Consider the following 17,848-nt stretch of genomic DNA (forward strand, 5'->3'; position numbering starts at 1 on the left):
TTGAAACTCTCCTTCGCTAAGTGAGGCTTGGTCCGCTCCTCCGCTCACAGCGGAAACAACGGACACTTTAGTTCCAGAGTATCGCTAAGCCCGCCCGTGACCAAGGTCCGCCTGTAAGCGAGTTATGTGCATTTGTACGGATCATATGGAATGCGGACGTCAAACGCAAAAAAGCCGCTCCCCCTCTGCATCTATCCAGAACAGGTGGCAACTGATATAATATCCTTTGAATCATGTAAAGAAGCCTATCATGCGCTCAAAAACATAAGCTTTCTCACACAATTGAAGTGAAATTTATCACAATGTTAAAAATTCGACACTTTTATACGAAAATACTTACCCATAAAGAGGAATTTCAAGGTATAATTAATTTAAAATTTACTGAAAAACTGAGGGAATAAAGGGGATGTCGATTATGATAAAGGAACATTATAATGTTATCGAAGCCCGCGGCAATACAAACTGTTTCTCCGAGCAGAACTTTAACCGCCTGTTGGTCACCATGAAGGAACGTGTAGTCCCTGAAGGATCACACCTGTTCTGGGAAGGCGATTTCTCGGATAAACTGTTTTATATCAAGCGTGGACGTGTGAAATTGACCAAATCTACAGACGAAGGCAAGGAACTTATTCTGTATATGTATCAGGCTGGCGATATGGTAGGTCAGGCTGACCCGTTCTTCAGCACGAAGCATAGCTTCACGGCTGAAGTCATTGAAGAGAGTGAGGTTGGCGTGATCGAGCAGAAGGATCTGGAGATTCTGATCTGCCAGCACTGCGACTTCTCCATTGACTTCATGAAATGGATGGGGATCCATCACCGTCTCACCCAGACGAAATTCCGCGATCTGATGATGTACGGCAAACCGGGCGCACTCTGCTCCACACTGATCCGTCTTGGCAACACCTATGGTGAGAAGACGGGCGACAGCATTCTAATCAACAAAAAAATCACGCATACAGATCTGTCCAACATGATCGGCGCTACCCGTGAGAGCGTTAACCGCATGCTGAGTGATCTGCGCAAAAAAGATGCGGTGGAGTATGAGAATGGCATGATCGTCATCAAGGATCTGGCGATGCTTCAGGAAATCTGCCACTGCGAATTATGTCCCAATGAAATTTGCCGAATTTAATTTCCTATCAATAATACCCTCTATTCACCTCATTGAAACATATCTGACCCAAAAAATTTAATAGAGTGGTCATGACGCCCTGACCGGCGTCTTTTTTTCTGCCCACTTCCCCTTATCAGTAAGCTATACCCACACGGGCTCTTATGAAATCGCTAGCATCAATTTGACTATAAGTGAATTCCGCTGTATCCGCTACAGATATTTCAGTACCGCCTCCGGGCAAAATATCTCGTCTCACACGATAGGTCCCCATACGTTCTCCTTCCACCAGGGCGGTTGGGCACACAATGGTCCATTTAAGGTTCGATCGCTCCAGCAAGCGATAGGCTTGTTCATGGTCTTCTGCGGCACGGGTAGACCTCCGTTTAGATTCGCTGGATTGGTAACGCAGGAGTTCAGGCGAAAGCTCACTTTGGAGAATACCCGCAGTTCCTACGGTAATAATGCGCTCTATCCCTTCACGAGTCATAGCTCTGATAATAAAAGGCATACTGTCAGATAGCGTGGTTGTCCCATCGGTGTTCAATGCACTAATCACTACATCGTTTCCCTGCACTGCCCGGGCGACATCTTCTTGATTAAGAACATTACCTTGGAGGATCGTCAGGTTGGCATGGGGAGGCTGAACCTTCTCCGGGTTACGGACCAGTACTGTAACATGATGTCCATCCTGAAGAGCATGGGTAACAATGTGGCTCCCCACCCGGCCGGTGGCACCTAGAATCAATATATTCATATGAAAATAACCTCCTGGTAAGAATTATCCCTATTATAGCAGGGATAGAGCGGCAAAAAAGCCCCGCAGCCATGTAGCATCTGCGGGGCTTGATATTGGATCTAGCTTGCTTTCTTAGTCTGAGGGGTAGCAGATACGTTACGCGGAGTCCGTACTGGCGAGATCAGCCAGTAGGCCATCCCTACGAAGACACCGCCGCCGATGATATTACCAAGTGTAACGGGAATCATATTATGCAGCCAGCCGGCGATGCTCACTGTCTCTGGATGATTCGGCAGCAGCACGGCTACGCTGAGCAGCGTCATGTTCGCTACACTGTGTTCATAGCCGCTCGCGATGAAGGCGAACAGACACCACCAGATCAGGACCAGCTTCGCCGCTTCACTCTTGGTGCGGGAGGACATCCACAGCGCCAGGCAGACCAGCCAATTACAGAGGATGCCGCGGAAGAACAGCTCCGAGAACGGTAGGCTCATCTTTTTGGCGGCGGCTGCGAAGATCAGATGCTCGGCAGGCGCTGCCTTGAAGAGGCCCGATCCCTGAATCAGCAGCGCCAACACCACAGCACCGGCCACATTGCCGAGGAATACCAGGACCCAGTTCTTCACCGTGTCCCAGATCGTAGTTCTCCCGGCAAGCGTGCTTACCGTGAAGAACATATTATTTCCCGTGAACAGCTCTGAACCTGCGAATACAACCAAGGTCAAGGCAATCCCGAAGGATGCCCCCATAATCAGCGGCTGGAACGGTGACTTAATCGCCGCCAGCGGTGCCCCCAGTGAGAAGATCAGAATAATTCCAATCCCCACATATGCTCCTGCCAGGAGGGCCGCCAAAAAATATTTGGGCAGACTCTCATTCATTTTGTCGCGCTTCCCTACGGCTGTCTCAACGATATTCTCTACGCTCTGCGTAAACATATCCGCACCTGCTCTTCCTTTAATTTAGGGTTGTTACTGCCGCAGGCAGAGTGACCTTAACAACTCCGCCCTCTACTGTAACCGGATAGACTTCTGCCTGCCCCCGGTCCGGTGCCTGAACCTCTCCGGTACGAAGGTCGATCTTCCAGTCATGCAGCGGATCATATAAATAATAGCCTGATACGATGCCTTCCGCGAGCGGACCGCCCTTCGGGTGGGGACTGTGGTTGCGGACCGCATAGACTGCGCCGTCCGATGTGCGGAATATGGCTAATTCCACCTCTCCTGCATGAACTACCCGGCCGATCTGCAGCATGAACTCTTCCACTGCGCCTATCGTATACTCCCGATTGCTTCGTTCCATTATGCTCTCTCTCCTTCTCCCTTTAGACTATACCTGTGTCTCTTCGAACAGCGCGGTGCGGGTGTTTTTATCATTAAGCATTTTCCGCCAAGGATCACTCACCTGGGCCAGGGCAAAGTCAATACGTGCCGCCAGCTCTTTACGGTTATCGTCATTGCCCATAACCACAGTCTGGATATGCTCAAGACCCATGCGCTCTACCCATTCGGAGGTTCTCTCCAGGTAATTGCCGGTCTCACGGTAGTACTGGATAACAGCGGAGCAGACCTCAACCAGCTCCTCGTCGGTCTTCACCTTGCAGAAGGCATCTGCGATGCGCGGCTTAATCCCGCCGTTCCCGCCGATGAACACTTCCCAGCCGCCGTCATTGCCGACAATCCCGATGTCCTTCGTGCAGGATTCTGCACAGTTGCGCGGGCAGCCGTTAACCGCCATTTTGAACTTGGCCGGCATATCCAGCCGTTCGTACTTGCGTTCCAGCATAGCGCCCATGCCCATGGAATCCTGTGTGCCGAAGCGGCAGAACTGCGAACCCACGCAAGTTTTTACCGTACGCAGCGACTTCGCATAACCATAGCCGGACGGCATATCCAGCTCCTCCCACACCTTAGGTACATCTTCTTTTTTGACACCGATCAGGTCCAGGCGTTGTCCGCCCGTTACCTTCACAACCTTCACATCATACTTCAGGGACACATCGGCAATCCGCTTCAAATCTTCAGGAGTGGTCACCCCGCCATACATCCGCGGTATAACTGTATAGGTTCCGTCCTTCTGAATATTGGCGCTCATCCGTTCATTGACGAACCGTGACTCCTTCTCATCCTCGTGTGTGTCAGGGTAGATCATACCCAGATAATAGTTCACTGCAGGACGGCATTTCGAACAGCCTTCTGCCTGCTTCCAGTCCAGGACATGCATGACTTCCTTGGTGGTCCGGAGGCCTTTAGCCGTAATCTCGGCTACGATCTCATCCCGGCTAAGCGAGGTGCAGCTGCAGATTCCCTGCTTGGCGCTCTGCTGGAAGCTGTCTCCGAGAACGAATTGCAGAATCTGCTCTACCACCGGCTTACAGCCGCCGCAGGAGCGGGTTGCCCCCGTGCAGGCTTTGATCTCATCCACCGTAGTGAAGCCGTTCTCCGTAACAGCATCCACAATCGCTTTTTTGGTTACGCCGTTGCAGCCGCAGACGATTTCTTCATCAGCCATCGCTTCAACGGACATGCCCTTCTTGGCACCGCCTCCGCCGCAGCAGCTCGTGCCCATAACTTCATCATAGATTTCATTGGTCATCTCTGTGCTGTTTTTCACAAGCTTCTGCAGGTTGGCAGATTCCGTTACATCACCGAACAGAACAGCACCGACAATCACATTATCCTTAAGCAAAATCTTCTTGTAGGTTCGCTTCCATTCATCCTTGGCAGAAATGACGGTATGCTCCGGTGTTTCGGTGAATTCACCAGCGGAGAATACATCTACCCCGGAAATTTTGAGCTTGGTTGCTACAACTGAACCTTCATAGCCTGGAGTCTGACTACCTGACAGATGCTTGGCGAGAACCATGCCCTGCTCGAATAACGGTGCGACGAGTCCGTAGCAGGTTCCCCGGTGCTCTGTACATTCGCCGACAGAATACACATCAGCCATAGAAGTCTGCATATAATCGTCAACTACAATCCCGCGGTTAACGGTGATTCCGCTGTCCTTCGCAAGCTGGACATTCGGCTTGATTCCAACAGCCATCACTACAAACTCTGCGGGCAGCTCACTGCCGTCACTGAAGCGCAGTCCGGTCACCCGTTCTTCGCCGGTCAGTTCTACCGTCTGCTTGCCCATGGCGAATTTCACACCTTGACGCGTAAGCTCTGCCTGTAGCATGGAAGAAGCGGTACGGTCCAGCTGACGCTCCATCAGATCCTCCAGCAGATGCACAACGGTAACATCCATGCCCAGATTGACCAGGCCCTTCGCCGCTTCCAGACCCAGCAGTCCTCCGCCGATCACAGCCGCCGTGCGGTACTGCTTCGCCGCTGCCAGCATCGCATCGCAGTCCGCGATATCTCGGAACCCGACTACCCCATCCTTAGTGCTGCCGGGTACGGGGAGAATGAAAGAATTCGAGCCTGTGGCAATAATTGCTTTATCGTAAGGAACCGCCAGTCCATTATCGGTCAATATGAGTTTGTTCTGTTCATCAATCCGGGTAACCGTCGTGCCGGTATGCAGTGTAATATGATTATCTTCATACCACCCGAGATCGTTGAGAATGATGTCTTCAATTGTTTTGCTGCCTTCAAGTACATAGGACAACATAATCCGGTTATAGTTGGGATGCGGCTCACTGCCGAAGACAGTAATATCATAAGCGCCGCCCAGCTTCAGAATCTGCTCAATCGTGCCTACTCCCGCCATGCCATTCCCAATCAGCACTAACTTTTCTCTTTCCGCTGCCACTGGTAGACCCTCCTTCAGAAACTCTGATTTCTTCAATAACTTTACCTGATAGAGAAATTATACTGTCCCCAATTCCATGACAAGTGTGACCACAGTCACATGGTATGTGAATTTTTTCACACAAGTGGAGATGACTTCTCGCGTTCTTTCATAGGACAACTTATGGCGTGAAGCACAGAGATATTTTATTCAAAAAAAACGGATACCCATGCAGTTTCGCACAGATATCCATTCATTCGATACACGATCTCACTCCTATACTTCATTCACTTATTTCAGTACCAGAGAGATCTCCAGCTTGTCCTGCGGACTGAGCTTCATGTCCACTCCATTACCGAGCAGACCTTTATCGTTGACCTTCAGTCTCCATTCCTCGCTGCTGAGCGGGGTATAATCCATCACAGTAAGCACCGTCCGGTTATCCTCGGCAAGCCGAACCATACCGCTGTTCTTCAGCAGTCCCTTGACGGACATATCCTGCATAAAAGAAAGCACATGCGAATGTGTCAGCTCCGGCTGCTCGCTCCCCCCGTTCACAGTGATGATGACAGGCTGAAACATCTTTCCGGTTCCGGCAGGCCCTGCTGACATCGTAATGGCTGAACCCGGTTCAAGGGTTGTATTCAGCTCTTGAACCTTCTTGCCGTTCACCTGAATCTCCCAGTTCATGTCCTCACCCAGGGAGACCTTATTCACCTCAAGAATACTAGTTCCATCCGCTGAAAATGTAACAACGCCGCTCTTTCTGAACAGCTCTATTATTGAATTCCCAGCCACGTAAGCTTCGTTAAGCAATCTGGCCGAGCTTCCGGCCATTTCACTGTCACCCACCTTGACTGAAAAGGTTAATCCCTGGCCTCCGTTACTGCTGCCGCCATTCTCTGATCCCAAGCCACAACCGCTTGCCGCGGCCAGCAAGAGAAGGCACAGCATGAAGCGCATCCATTTCGTGGACATCCCACGGCACCGCCTTCATATGTATTTTCCCGGACTCTTTAAGGATAACGCATAGAGGAAGGGTTCTCAAATCATTTCTGCCGGAAGAAAAAGTAAAAAGTCCCAGAAGGGACTTATCCAATGCAGCAGGTCCTATTGATAACGCAGGAACAGAATATTGTTCTCCAGATGCACATGCTCGAAGGTCATGCCTTCCAGCTCTTCAAGCCGGGCATACGTCAGGCGATAAGTCGTGCAGGCATGTGCGGGCGGTGTGTAGTTATTAGTAACTCTGCGCAGCTCGCGTAGAATCTCTCCGGCCCCGTCATGCTCAGCTTCCAAATTATGCAGCAGTCCGCGCAGCTCCGCAAGTCCTTCTTCGGTTGGGTTCTGGGTGTAGGCCAGCATCTTAGGGAATTCACTCTCTTCTTCCTTCGCCGTATGCTGCAGCAGCTCTTCACGCAGCATATTGAACAGGCGGTGCATTTCTCCCAGGTGCGGTGAATCCTCACCGTGAACGCGGAACACCTTGGTTACATTTTGGCTGATTAGCGGAAGCTCTTCACGCAGGTAGCGGTGATGCTTGTTCACAATATAATCCACCAGTTCCTCTGACGAAGCTTCGTTCCAGGCGGTATCCTCTTCCAGCACCGGATGCTGCTCTTGCAGCTTGTTCAGCTCCTGCACCATTGCTGCCGGATCAAGACCCTTCTCGGCAGCGGCTTCAGCCAGCGGCTTGGCACCTCCGCAGCAGAAATCGATCCGTTGTGCCTTGAAATAATCAGCTGCTTTGGGGAACTGCAGAACAATATCTCTGACCATTGCTTCCGGGGTGAACCCGGGATGAATTGTTGTATCGTTTAATTGATTGGACGCCATGTTGGCCCCTCCTCAGGTTTAGATGTAGGTTTGTGCTTCTTTTCACTTCTACACCTTATCACTGGCCTTAGGCGGAACTTGTGATTGTACGCACTGAATATAACAAATTTTAATGAACGCGAACTTTTAGTATTCTTATGTAAAATATACTAGACATTTTGTTTTATATATTTTACAATATGCGTGAGGTGAGGGAATGGGGAAAAATCTGAGGCTCAAAGCCTCCAGAGCAGCAAAAGACATGTCGCAAAAGCAGCTGGCGGATGCCGTGGGGGTCACAAGACAGACAATTATCGCGATTGAGAATGGTGATTACAACCCCACCCTGAGGTTGTGTATTGACATTTGTGTAACCCTTGGGAAGACGCTGGATCAATTATTTTGGGAGGGAACGAAGGATGAGCAGAACGAACCTGGATGAGAGACAATTGCAGCAGCGGCACAAGGCGGGGAATCAGGCATTTCTTTTGATGGCATTCTTATTGCTGACAGACATGGCGCTGCAAAACTACGGAATGAAGTGGCTGGAATATCCGCTTAGTAATTACGCAATTTTCATGCTGGGTGTGGGTTCCTATCTCGTACGGCTGATCTGGAGCGGTGCATATGTGGGACCGGGCGGACTACAGGGCGGAGCAAAAGGGAAAAACGTTCTGGGTGCAATGCTGGCGACCGTGGTGGCAGCCTGCATCCTTATTGTTACCTTCGTGAATCCAGCCGCCCAATCAGCAGCAAACAGCGGTGCGAACGGGAAGGTGATTCTGGTCATTTCCGTTACAGCAGGACTGGTCATCTTAAGCACCGTGTACTTTATCCGACGGAGGAATAACCGGGCGGAGTAGAGTGGCTTGTGCTGCTGAAGCAAAAGAAGCGGAGGGGAAATTTGGAACTGGAGGAGCGGAGCGATCGCCTTTGTGTTTGGATTTCTACCGCGAAGAGCGGTTTGTATCAGGAAATCCAAACACAATAGCGGCCGGAAGTACAAATATTCACCGCAGCGACGACCTGGCTTCAAGTTCAACTCTTTTTTCGAGCTTCACTTTTCTATCGAACCGTCGCCTGCATGTAAGTCCGCTTGCCCTGCGCATCCTTCAGGTAGGGGCCAAGTCCGGCGAACCGCGAATGATCCACATATACACCCGTCATCCATCTGCCTTCGGTCAGGCCACCGTTCCACTGCAGCACCAGATCGGGGGCAGAGATCCATTCCTGATACACTCTGATGTTCTTATCCTTGTATTCTTTGGCCGGTTTGTTCAATTCGCTCAGCGGTGCCGGGGTAAGGTAGGTGGGCACGAAATATACAGAGATCAGCTCCATATCCTCCTCACTCAGAAAAGCCTCCTCCCCCAAGTAAGGCTGGAGCAGCCGCGTGTTCTCATACATAGACCAGATTACAGCTTGAAGTACCATGCTCTGGCTAATTCCATTATGAAAAGTAAAACGGCGCTGAGCATTTGAGCCACTCCCTCCCTTAGCCGTTACCGGCTCCAGGCAATGCCGCTCACAACCAATACATTTCCAGCCGGACGGGCCTTGAATCCATTTCTGAAACACGCTCCCGCTGTCATTGTCCCCTTTATATAGAGAAGAAATGATCTCATACGGCACACCGATCCACGCATCCCACAGAGAATCCGGGAGATGGTTATGAAGCATGAACAGCACCTTGTCATAGATCAGCTGTACTTTAATCGAAGCAGTCTCCAGTTCGGCGACATCCTTTTTTCCATAGGTTATTTCCCGGGAAAACAAGGTGATGGTCATGGTCCTCGCCTCCTAAAAGTTGTGTGAGCCCTCCGCTTCCTTCCATCAGCATCGTCCAAAACACATCCCGTAAGCATCCGTCTGCCGCATAACCCTGGGCTTTTCCTACTTTTGTTAACGCTTCCACACATCCGTAATATTTAGTATGTTCTATTATATTACACAGGTAGGGCCTAAGTGCAAGGTTTATTTGGGCAAAATTTGCATAAACAAGCGGAAACGGCATTGCCGTCCTTATAAAGGACGGTACCGTTTCAGCGAGAAATAGAAGGATAAGTTATCGTGTGAAACCTATAAATTCTTATATTTCAAGCAGAACAGCATATGAAAAGCCCCTTACCCGGATACCCGGCAAGAGGCTGTCATCAAATATATATTACGGTACTGCTACTCCACCCAGCTCTCGGCCCAGGACTGGATTTGCTGCATGACCGGCTCAAGCGCACGGCCCTTCACTGTTAATTCATACTCAATGCGCACCGGTGTCTCCGGGTACACATGACGTACCAGAATGCCCTCGCATTCCAGATCCTTCATGCGCTCGGACAGCATCTTATCGCTCATTGACGGAATCAGTCCGGAAATATCCTTGAACCGCTTGGGGCCGCTCATCAAGGTCTGAATAATGAGTCCGTTCCAACGCTTGCCCAGAAACGAAAAAGCCGTCTCAAATCTCGGGCACATCGTCAGTTGATGTTCTTCCATGGTTATCACCTCTCACTTATGAAGCTTACAATTAGTTAGTATATATAATTTTACCACATTTATTCTGGAATGAACATCGTTTGCCAAAAAAAAGTTCATTAACCACTATTATTATATTTACGCTCTCAATCCTTGGTGTCTTCTGCCTTGCGTCTTAGCTGGATGGCCTCTGTAACCACATAGGCAAGATCATCGTTGCTGTAGAGGGATAGTACACCCAGTACCGTATCATCGGAGATGAACCCGGCCTCCTCCGCGGATACCGTCAGGGCCAGCGCATTGGCCAGCGCCTGATTGCCCTCCTGCTGCGGATAAGCCTGCAGATACAGGGCATGCGGGTCCAGCTTATTATTCACACACCACTGGGCAAATACGAGAATCATCATTTCCTCGTCCCGCTTGTAGCTCTCGATAATCCTCTCTTCCATCGACTTGTTGTCATAATCCTCCATGTTGTTCTCCTCTCTGCTGCGATGCTGACCGCTCAGCGGCTTAATCTTGCTGCTAATTCATGGCTCGGCAATACGGCCGAAGCGGAAATACCGCATTGCTCCGGTGTCGCTATATTACTGAGATAATGGCTGACCGCTCCGCTGAAGCCTCTGCGCTCCAGCACGGTATCCCAGCTGCCGAAGTTCTGCGTGCGCGGCAACGAGCCCTGCTCATATAATATAACCCGTTCCATGTCTGTCACCTCCACCGACCTGCCATGTCCGTGCAGCTCCAGCTTCTCCAGATCGGCCCCTGCATCCCGGACCATGCTGTAATGGCCGGTGGTCCCATTCTCCCAGCCCAGCATTCCCGAGGCGTGCAGAAGCCGCCCCTCCGCATCAGCCCTCAGGCTGGTGTGCAGCAGCTCATAATCCCCGCCGGACAGCCAGAGCAGCAGATCCAGCATATGAATCAGGTCATCATGGATCGTCTCATGGCTGCTGCCCTGCTGCAGCTTCGTCCGGTGTTTGACAGCGGTGGATTGGCTGATGCCTCCGGCCTTATGCAGCCAGGATTTGGCGGCGGCATACATCGGGGCATAGCGGCGGTTGAAACCCACTCCCAGCAGCAGCCCCTTGTTCTCAGCAAGCTCTGCCATCCGGCGGGATTCCTCCAGATCATAGGAGAGCGGCTTGTCCACATACACGGACACCCCATGCTCCAGGCAAGAGGTAACCAGCTCATAGTGCGTAGTTGTAGGACTATGTATGAACACAGCATCCAGATCCCAGGACAGCAGCTCCGTAAGCTCGGTTGTCCCCCGCTGAAGGCGATAAGCCTGGACTGCCCGCTCGACCGTAGCAGAGGAATGGCTGAGCACTCCCACCACCTCGGCCTGATCATGCCGGGAGAGCAGCGGCAAATAGACTTTACGGGCAATATCGCCTATGCCGATCATTGCCACTCTTTTGCGGACAGATAGTTTCATTACAGCAGCATCTCCCTTACATGTTGGGGGAATTTCTATTCCCTTATAGATGTATTATACCGTGACATGCAGCGGGAACAATGATCTTTGCTTCAATAATTGCTTTAATTGCTTTTTTTTCAGTATGATGAAATGGATGGAGTGAAGAAGGGGCATAGTATAATGAGAAAATGGCTAACGGTTTTTCTGTATGTTTCGTGCATAATCCTCGCGTTTATCTACAGGTATGAACTCCTGGCCTGGCTTAGAGAGGATCATCCTTTGTATTTGTCCATGCTCGCCGCCACAGTGCTGGCCTTATTTCCGGTCCTGCCCTACAAGCTGATTATCGGATTGTTCGGGTATGCCTATGGAAGCTTCGCAGGAGCGTTAATCTGCTGGAGTGCTACCACAATAGCGGCAGCCCTTGTCTATGGAGTCGTTGCATCCATGTTCCGGAGCAAATCTATGGCCTATCTAAGCAGTATTTCGGCGCTGGACAGATTTGTGTCCGCTGTGGAGCAGCGTCCCTTTGCATCCGTAGTGATTGCCCGGCTGGCACCGTTCATTCCGCAGATGGCTGTGAATATCTACGCCGGTGCCGCCGGACTGCCTTTCTGGAGCTATCTTGGAGCCACCGCACTTGGCAAAATTCCCGGCATCGCCCTCTACGCCTTCCTCGGAGGACAGATGTTCCAGCATCCGCGAAGTGCAGCTGTAGCTATAATCGTGTATATTGCCGTACTGGCTGTAGCCGGATTATCCATGCGCCGCCGTCCTTCTGCGGGCCGCTGACGCTTCAAGAATTTCCGGTATGCTGGCAGTAAGCCTCTATTTGATTTATAATTAAATTGTGATCTATTTAATTGCATTCTACAGATGGAGGGATAACAATGAGTGAATTTCAAGCTGATTCTATAAATGTCAAGACCGAGCAAGCCACCTTCGCCGGTGGATGCTTCTGGTGTATGGTATCCCCTTTTGAAGAGCTTCCGGGCATTGTCAAGATTATCTCCGGTTATACAGGCGGACATACCGTGAATCCGACCTACGAGGAAGTATGCTCGGAAACCACCGGACATGTTGAGGCGGTGCAGATTACGTTCAATCCGGATATTTTCCCATATAGCAAGCTGCTTGAGCTGTTCTGGCAACAGATTGACCCTACCGATGCCGGAGGGCAATTCCATGACCGCGGCACTTCCTATGGAACGGCAATCTTCACCCATTCGGAGGAGCAGCGCCAGCAGGCAGAGGCTTCCAAGGCAGCTCTTCAGGCCAGCGGACGCTTCTCCGCTCCCATTGTGACGCCTATTCTTCCGGCCAAGCCCTTCTACCCAGCCGAAGAATATCATCAGGGCTATCACCACAAGAATCCCGGCCATTACAAGCGTTACCGGAAGGGTTCGGGCCGGGAAGCATTCATCGAAGCTCACTGGACGCACAAAGAGGACCCGCAGAGCCTGAAGGAGCGCCTGACACCGCTTCAATATGAAGTAACGCAGAACAGCGCTACGGAATCTCCATTCCGCAACGAATTCTGGGATCACCACGGAGACGGGATCTATGTGGATATTGTCTCCGGGGAGCCACTGTTCAGCTCAGAAGATAAGTTCGATTCCGGCTGCGGCTGGCCGAGCTTCACGCGTCCGATCCGGGACTATGTGGTCAAGGAGAAAACCGACCTCAGCCACCTGATGGTCCGCACTGAGGTACGCAGCAAGACAGCGGACTCCCACTTGGGCCATGTATTCAATGACGGCCCTGGAGCGAACGGACTGCGGTACTGTATCAATTCGGCAGCTCTGCGCTTTGTTCCCAAAGAGGACCTGGAGAAGGAAGGCTATGGCGAGTACCGTGTGCTCTTCCAGCATGCTTAAGGCTGGAGATCCCGGCTTGCCTCAAGCTATAGCTTCATAAATTGCATAACTTACGTGTGGCTCGAATGTATACTGTTTTCCGCATACATTTGGGCCACACGCCTGCGCATCAGCACAATGTATGCTGTTTTCCGCATACATTTGGGCCCCATGCCCGCACATCAGCACAATGTATGCTGTTTTCCGCATACATTTGGGCCACACGCCTGCGCATCAGCACAATGTATGCTGTTTTTGACATACATTCGGGCACATACTTTATCCACAACAGAAAAAAATCATAATTTCCTGAACAAAACAAAGCCTCCAGCCCGGATTCACGGGTAGGGAGGCTTTATTCTTTACATAAATGATCCTATGTTTATTCGTACAGCCCGCTCTACTTGTTCTGCTTATCCGTATTCTCTTCATCCGCTGCGGCCGATACTACAGGTGCCACTTCAGGTTGAGGCTGCGATTCCCGGCCCGGCAGACGGTTGCCGCCCAGCCGTGCCTGTTCAGGGTGTGCAGGTTGCCGCCGCTTGAAGCTTTTCCGTAACCAGAGCACCAGCGCCACCACCACTCCAGCTACCAGCAGGACGGGGAGCGCAGCCGCCAGTACAACAACAAGCCACTGGAACATCACAGACAACGCCTTCATGCTGCTCTTGAGCGCTTCCGAAGCCCGTTCACCCAGCGGCCCCTCGGAATTAGTCTGTGTAAGGGTAAGACTCTTCTCCGTCTGGTAGAGGCGAAGCTCCACTGTAGAGAAAGATACGTTCTGATCGATATACCGCATTCTGCCCTTGATCTGTTCGATTTGCTCCTGAATTTCCCCAAGCTGGTTGGCGAACTGGACGAGATCAGCCGGTTTGGTCGCTTTTTTCATAAAATCAATATACTGCGCCTCCATCATCTGCTTCGCCTTAAGGCGTGACTCCAGGTCCACATATTCCTCCGACACATCCTGCCCCTGGATGCTTCTCTGGAGCTTCTCATGCTTAATCTTCTCCAGATTGTTCAGGAACGGAGAGAAGCCCGCCGCAGGCACTTTTAGGATAAAGGTTCCGCCCTGTTCATATTCAGACATATTCTCTGAGAATTCGATAATGTAGCCCCCGGCCAGAGTAACCATATTCCGCACTTCAGTCTGCGCTGCCCCGTAGTCGCTTACCTCCATATTGAGGTTCGCCTTGTAGATCAGCTTCTTGTTCAGCCCTGCTACCACATCGGTGCCTGTGAATCCGGCAGAAGCATCTGTCCCTTGCTCAGCCCCCGCCCCAGGGACTGCCGAATTTCCGCCGCCGCCCTTCACTGCAGCCTGATCATTGACAGCCATCGCCGTGTTAGCTAGACTATCCTCCTTGACCTCCACCGCAGCAGGCGCACTCTCCGCCGATCCGTCTGATGCTGCTTCATTTCTGAACGCGCTTTCTGTATTCGCGGCCGAATCTGAATTGCTACTCGACGCGCCGCATCCCGTCAGAACCACGGCTACAACCACTAGATACAATAAGTAATGCAGACCCCATTTTCGCATGCTCATTCCTCCATCAAGTGTAATTGTATACTGCTTCCTGTGTTTCAGCTTCCGCGGCGAAAGGCCGTTATCTGTATCGGTCCGTTCCGCGCTTATCCCTCTTGACGTTCCAAAAGCTGGAAGGTTGCAGCCATTTACGGAAAATAACAAATAAGACCATTCAGCCATAGATAGCCAAGTGTGGTCCTGTTTGCGTATTGCCTCTTTATTTGTTACAATTACGATGATAAAACGGCAAAAAAACACCAAAAACCCTATTCGCATAGAATAAGGTTATGGCGCTATTCGGACAAGCTCCACCTTGCCCGGGCAGCTGTAATTGATTTCTTGCCGATTTATGATGCCTACTACTACAAGAGGAGGTGAACCCTCATGGCAAAAGACGTATTGTGCGCAGTTAATTCTTGCACCTACTGGGCTGAAGAGAACAAATGCAACGCTGAGTCCATCTTCGTTGCTTACCACAGCTCCAAGCAGCCTACACAATCTGAGGAAACAGATTGCAAAACCTTCGAAAGCAAATAATGAATCTTTACAGAATATGAAGGAGCCCTCCACAGGTTCCTTCTTTCTTTTCTCATTCTATCAAGAATGAGAATTATTATCAAGTGTTTCCTGCAAAAAACAAACCACTGCGGGCCGGAGACTATACTCTCAGGCTTGCAGTGGTTTTGTTGTGCAAATCTAAGCAACTTAGGCGGAACAGTGCCGTCTGTTAACGGGTCACTGCGCCGTGCTGCTCTCTTACCAGGACCGCGGCCTTCACCATGTTGCGCAGTGCGCCTGTGGTCTCTTCCCAGCCCCGAGTCTTCAGTCCGCAGTCAGGATTGATCCAGAACTGCTGGACATCCAGAACGCGCAGCGCACGTTCGATGGCCGAAGTCATCTCCTCTACCACCGGTACGCGTGGACTGTGGATATCATACACACCCAGTCCAATCCCCTTGTCGTATTCCTGCTCCTCGAAGCTGACGATCAGCTCACCATGGCTGCGCGAGGTCTCAATGGAGATGACATCCGCATCCATCGCCGAGATCGAACCGATCATGTCGTTAAATTCACTGTAGCACATATGCGTATGCACCTGCGTGGTGTCCTTGACATGATTCGTGGCGGTCCGGAAGGATTTCACCGCCCAGTTCAGATAATACTCATGATCTCTCGCCTTCAGCGGCAGGCCTTCGCGGATCGCCGGCTCATCGACCTGGATCATCTCGATACCAGCCTCCTCGAGTGCGGATACTTCATGACGCAGGGCGAGGGCGATCTGTCCGGCCACCGCCTCCCGGCTGAGATCATCGCGGACAAAGGACCAGTTAAGGATCGTGACCGGACCGGTCAGCATTCCCTTAACAGGCAGCTTCGTCAGTGACTGGGCATACACGCTCTCCTTGACGGTCATCGGCTGGATGAAGGCAACATCGGCATAGATTACCGGAGGCTTCACGCAGCGTGAGCCATAGGACTGAACCCAGCCGCCTGCGGTGAACAGATAGCCGGCCAGCTTCTCTCCGAAGAATTCCACCATATCCGTACGCTCGAATTCCCCGTGTACCAACACATCCAGACCAAGCTCCTCCTGAAGCGTAATCGCTTCAGCGATCTGCCGCTTGATGAACAAGTCATAACGCTCCTGGTTCCAGACTCCCTTGCGCCATTTCAGACGGGCCTGGCGGACTTCAGCCGTCTGCGGGAAGCTGCCGATGGTCGTGGTCGGCAGCAGCGGCAGACGCCACTTCTCCTGCTGAACCTTCACACGCTCGGCGAACGGAAGGCTGCGGTGGTCCGGAAGCTGGGCAAGGGCACGCACCTGCTCGGCTACATCCTCACGCCCGCGCTCCGGCAGAGCACGGAATACGGCCAGCACCTCACGGCTGCGCTCCAGATCGGCGGCATAACGCTCTCTTCCCTCGTTCGCGGCTGCCGCAATCAGAACCAGCTCGGTCAGCTTCTCATTGGCGAACGCCAAGGCGTTCTTAACGGCAGCCTTCAGCTTGACCTCGCCCTCAACCGTTACAGGCACATGCAGCAGACTTGACGCTGGCTGGAGAATCAGCTGCTCCTTAGGCACATAGGTCAGCAGCTTCTCTACCAGCTCCAGCTTGGCATCGGTATCGGCGCGCCAGATGTTGCGTCCGTCAAGGATACCGGCTCCGAGTGTCTTATCCTGCGGCCACCCGAGGCGTGCAACCGACTCCAGATTCTTGCCGCCGTCATGGACGAAGTCAAGACCCAGACCCTGCACAGGCAGCGCGAGCAATGCTTCAAGCGGCTCCGCAGCTTCGAAGTACGTCTGCAGCATCAGGTTCAGACCCGGTACGGCCGCAGCAATCTCACTGTAAATGTTCTGCAGCAGCGCGGTATCCTCAGCCGTTAAGCCGGTAACAATCGCAGGTTCATCGATCTGTACCCAGGCCACTCCTTCCGCCTTCAGCTCCTGCAGCAGCTGCACATACAGCGGGAGGAAGCGTGCGGCAACGGCAGCGATGTCTGCTGCCGGGAAGCCCTTGGACAGCTTCAGGAAGGTATACAGTCCGACTATAACCGGCTTGCCCTCAATGCCTGCCCGCTCCTTGGCGAAGCGGTAGGCAGCCAGCGGTTTATTCGCTGTCAATACCGGAATCAGGCTGCCGATCTCAGGCACAATGTAATGGTAATTCGTATTGAACCATTTGGTCATCTCGCAGGCCGGGGCCTCTGCATTGCCGCGCGCCATTGCAAAATACAGATCAAGCGGAATCTCTCCGCCCTTATATCTGTAACGCGCCGGTACGATCCCGAACATAGCGGCGGTATCCAGCACATGGTCATAGAAGGTGAAATCGCCCACCGGTATCAGATCAATTCCGGCCTGCTGCTGGGTCTGCAAATGCTGAAGCTGAATATCCTCCATCTGCGAGCGGAAGCTCTGCTCATCGATTTTGCCGGCCCAATAAGCCTCCAATAATTTCTTCCATTCACGGTTCTTGCCGATTCTCGGATAACCGAGGCTGCTTGTCTTGATTCCTTTACTCATAGGTGTCCACTCCTCTGTATAATTTTCTGCCCTTATGCCTGCAAGCCTTAATCTGATGCCATCTTACTGCACGCCTACCGCGCCCCGCAACAGATTCCACGCAATCCGGCTATACAGATTCCCTATAGCAAAACGCCA

The 17,848-nt window shown here is 51.8% G+C and carries 18 protein-coding genes; 6 read left to right on the plus strand and 12 right to left on the minus strand.

Translation table 11 applies throughout. From position 1 onward, the window contains the following. Positions 1 to 415 precede the first annotated feature (415 nt). Positions 416 to 1,135, plus strand: coding sequence for a Crp/Fnr family transcriptional regulator (locus MKY86_RS20380; protein WP_245368069.1), 720 nt, complete (start codon positions 416 to 418; stop codon positions 1,133 to 1,135). A 115-nt stretch (positions 1,136 to 1,250) separates the two neighbouring features. On the opposite strand, the gene MKY86_RS20385 is transcribed toward MKY86_RS20380, so the two are convergent. The 6 genes from MKY86_RS20385 to ric all read right to left on the minus strand — a co-directional run bounded on the left by MKY86_RS20385 (position 1,251) and on the right by ric (position 7,394). Next, positions 1,251 to 1,871, minus strand: coding sequence for an NAD(P)-dependent oxidoreductase (locus MKY86_RS20385; protein WP_076079931.1), 621 nt, complete (start codon positions 1,869 to 1,871; stop codon positions 1,251 to 1,253). A 101-nt stretch (positions 1,872 to 1,972) separates the two neighbouring features. Further along, positions 1,973 to 2,791, minus strand: coding sequence for a formate/nitrite transporter family protein (locus MKY86_RS20390; RefSeq protein ID WP_076079932.1), 819 nt, complete (start codon positions 2,789 to 2,791; stop codon positions 1,973 to 1,975). 19 nt (positions 2,792 to 2,810) lie between these two features. Then, positions 2,811 to 3,155 (minus strand): nitrite reductase small subunit NirD, encoded by a 345-nt coding sequence (gene nirD / locus MKY86_RS20395; protein WP_036731853.1) that lies wholly within the window; start codon positions 3,153 to 3,155, stop codon positions 2,811 to 2,813. A 27-nt stretch (positions 3,156 to 3,182) separates the two neighbouring features. Further along, the gene (nirB, locus tag MKY86_RS20400; RefSeq protein WP_076079933.1) at positions 3,183 to 5,609 is read right to left on the minus strand and encodes a nitrite reductase large subunit NirB; all 2,427 of its coding nucleotides are present in this window, start codon (positions 5,607 to 5,609) and stop codon (positions 3,183 to 3,185) included. 270 nt (positions 5,610 to 5,879) lie between these two features. Then, positions 5,880 to 6,566 carry a hypothetical protein gene (locus tag MKY86_RS20405; protein WP_076079934.1) on the minus strand — a complete coding sequence of 229 codons (687 nt, stop codon included), beginning with the start codon at positions 6,564 to 6,566 and terminating at the stop codon, positions 5,880 to 5,882. Positions 6,567 to 6,698: 132 nt separating this feature from the next. Continuing rightward, positions 6,699 to 7,394, minus strand: a complete 696-nt coding sequence (gene ric, locus MKY86_RS20410; protein WP_143803756.1) for an iron-sulfur cluster repair di-iron protein — start codon at positions 7,392 to 7,394, stop codon at positions 6,699 to 6,701. 226 nt (positions 7,395 to 7,620) lie between these two features. Between ric and MKY86_RS20415 the strand changes: the two genes are divergently transcribed. Together MKY86_RS20415 and MKY86_RS20420 are read left to right on the plus strand one after the other, a co-directional pair. Then, a complete protein-coding gene (locus MKY86_RS20415) occupies positions 7,621 to 7,845 on the plus strand; it encodes a helix-turn-helix transcriptional regulator (protein WP_036698494.1) in 225 nt (74 codons plus the stop codon). Next, complete coding sequence (locus MKY86_RS20420; protein WP_076079936.1) at positions 7,823 to 8,266, plus strand: DUF6773 family protein; 444 nt, start codon at positions 7,823 to 7,825, stop codon at positions 8,264 to 8,266. The genes MKY86_RS20415 and MKY86_RS20420 overlap by 23 nt, the downstream gene beginning before the upstream one ends. A gap of 202 nt (positions 8,267 to 8,468) precedes the next feature. Here MKY86_RS20420 and MKY86_RS20425 read toward each other — a convergent pair whose 3' ends face one another. The 4 genes from MKY86_RS20425 to MKY86_RS20440 form a co-directional block, all read right to left on the minus strand. After that, positions 8,469 to 9,191: a hypothetical protein gene (locus MKY86_RS20425; protein WP_076079937.1), complete on the minus strand. Its 723-nt coding sequence runs from the start codon at positions 9,189 to 9,191 to the stop codon at positions 8,469 to 8,471. A 387-nt stretch (positions 9,192 to 9,578) separates the two neighbouring features. Further along, positions 9,579 to 9,896 carry a winged helix-turn-helix transcriptional regulator gene (locus MKY86_RS20430; RefSeq protein WP_036698497.1) on the minus strand — a complete coding sequence of 106 codons (318 nt, stop codon included), beginning with the start codon at positions 9,894 to 9,896 and terminating at the stop codon, positions 9,579 to 9,581. Between the two features lie 125 nt (positions 9,897 to 10,021). Further along, the gene (locus tag MKY86_RS20435) at positions 10,022 to 10,348 is read right to left on the minus strand and encodes a hypothetical protein (protein WP_036698498.1); all 327 of its coding nucleotides are present in this window, start codon (positions 10,346 to 10,348) and stop codon (positions 10,022 to 10,024) included. A 32-nt stretch (positions 10,349 to 10,380) separates the two neighbouring features. Beyond that, a complete protein-coding gene (locus tag MKY86_RS20440; protein ID WP_076079938.1) occupies positions 10,381 to 11,316 on the minus strand; it encodes a Gfo/Idh/MocA family protein in 936 nt (311 codons plus the stop codon). 162 nt (positions 11,317 to 11,478) lie between these two features. On the opposite strand from MKY86_RS20440, the gene MKY86_RS20445 reads away from it, so the two are divergent. Continuing rightward, positions 11,479 to 12,090: a TVP38/TMEM64 family protein gene (locus MKY86_RS20445; RefSeq protein WP_076079939.1), complete on the plus strand. Its 612-nt coding sequence runs from the start codon at positions 11,479 to 11,481 to the stop codon at positions 12,088 to 12,090. Positions 12,091 to 12,188: 98 nt separating this feature from the next. Beyond that, the gene (gene msrA / locus MKY86_RS20450; protein ID WP_076079940.1) at positions 12,189 to 13,175 is read left to right on the plus strand and encodes a peptide-methionine (S)-S-oxide reductase MsrA; all 987 of its coding nucleotides are present in this window, start codon (positions 12,189 to 12,191) and stop codon (positions 13,173 to 13,175) included. Positions 13,176 to 13,554: 379 nt separating this feature from the next. Here msrA and MKY86_RS20455 read toward each other — a convergent pair whose 3' ends face one another. Continuing rightward, complete coding sequence (locus MKY86_RS20455; RefSeq protein ID WP_076079941.1) at positions 13,555 to 14,694, minus strand: DUF4349 domain-containing protein; 1,140 nt, start codon at positions 14,692 to 14,694, stop codon at positions 13,555 to 13,557. Positions 14,695 to 15,066: 372 nt separating this feature from the next. Here MKY86_RS20455 and MKY86_RS20460 point away from each other — a divergent pair, with 372 nt between their 5' ends. Beyond that, complete coding sequence (locus tag MKY86_RS20460) at positions 15,067 to 15,219, plus strand: DUF1540 domain-containing protein (RefSeq protein ID WP_076079942.1); 153 nt, start codon at positions 15,067 to 15,069, stop codon at positions 15,217 to 15,219. Between the two features lie 190 nt (positions 15,220 to 15,409). On the opposite strand, the gene metE is transcribed toward MKY86_RS20460, so the two are convergent. Continuing rightward, the gene (gene metE, locus MKY86_RS20465) at positions 15,410 to 17,710 is read right to left on the minus strand and encodes a 5-methyltetrahydropteroyltriglutamate--homocysteine S-methyltransferase (RefSeq protein WP_076079943.1); all 2,301 of its coding nucleotides are present in this window, start codon (positions 17,708 to 17,710) and stop codon (positions 15,410 to 15,412) included. Positions 17,711 to 17,848: the final 138 nt, after the last annotated feature.

The sequence above is a fragment of the Paenibacillus sp. FSL R7-0333 genome, assembly GCF_038000365.1.
Lineage (GTDB): Bacteria > Bacillota > Bacilli > Paenibacillales > Paenibacillaceae > Paenibacillus_AQ > Paenibacillus_AQ silagei.

Excerpts from the sequence above, each read along its gene's own strand:
- metE (WP_076079943.1), bottom strand. The coding sequence starts at position 17,710 with ATGAGTAAAGGAATCAAGACAAGCAGCCTCGGTTATCCGAGAATCGGC.
- MKY86_RS20445 (WP_076079939.1), top strand. The coding sequence starts at position 11,479 with ATGAGAAAATGGCTAACGGTTTTTCTGTATGTTTCGTGCATAATCCTC.
- msrA (WP_076079940.1), top strand. The coding sequence starts at position 12,189 with ATGAGTGAATTTCAAGCTGATTCTATAAATGTCAAGACCGAGCAAGCC.
- MKY86_RS20435 (WP_036698498.1), bottom strand. The coding sequence starts at position 10,348 with ATGGAGGATTATGACAACAAGTCGATGGAAGAGAGGATTATCGAGAGC.
- MKY86_RS20420 (WP_076079936.1), top strand. The coding sequence starts at position 7,823 with ATGAGCAGAACGAACCTGGATGAGAGACAATTGCAGCAGCGGCACAAG.
- MKY86_RS20425 (WP_076079937.1), bottom strand. The coding sequence starts at position 9,191 with ATGACCATCACCTTGTTTTCCCGGGAAATAACCTATGGAAAAAAGGAT.
- MKY86_RS20385 (WP_076079931.1), bottom strand. The coding sequence starts at position 1,871 with ATGAATATATTGATTCTAGGTGCCACCGGCCGGGTGGGGAGCCACATT.
- MKY86_RS20405 (WP_076079934.1), bottom strand. The coding sequence starts at position 6,566 with ATGTCCACGAAATGGATGCGCTTCATGCTGTGCCTTCTCTTGCTGGCC.
- MKY86_RS20415 (WP_036698494.1), top strand. The coding sequence starts at position 7,621 with ATGGGGAAAAATCTGAGGCTCAAAGCCTCCAGAGCAGCAAAAGACATG.
- nirD (WP_036731853.1), bottom strand. The coding sequence starts at position 3,155 with ATGGAACGAAGCAATCGGGAGTATACGATAGGCGCAGTGGAAGAGTTC.
- MKY86_RS20460 (WP_076079942.1), top strand. The coding sequence starts at position 15,067 with ATGGCAAAAGACGTATTGTGCGCAGTTAATTCTTGCACCTACTGGGCT.
- MKY86_RS20380 (WP_245368069.1), top strand. The coding sequence starts at position 416 with ATGATAAAGGAACATTATAATGTTATCGAAGCCCGCGGCAATACAAAC.
- MKY86_RS20430 (WP_036698497.1), bottom strand. The coding sequence starts at position 9,896 with ATGGAAGAACATCAACTGACGATGTGCCCGAGATTTGAGACGGCTTTT.
- MKY86_RS20455 (WP_076079941.1), bottom strand. The coding sequence starts at position 14,694 with ATGCGAAAATGGGGTCTGCATTACTTATTGTATCTAGTGGTTGTAGCC.
- MKY86_RS20440 (WP_076079938.1), bottom strand. The coding sequence starts at position 11,316 with ATGAAACTATCTGTCCGCAAAAGAGTGGCAATGATCGGCATAGGCGAT.
- MKY86_RS20390 (WP_076079932.1), bottom strand. The coding sequence starts at position 2,791 with ATGTTTACGCAGAGCGTAGAGAATATCGTTGAGACAGCCGTAGGGAAG.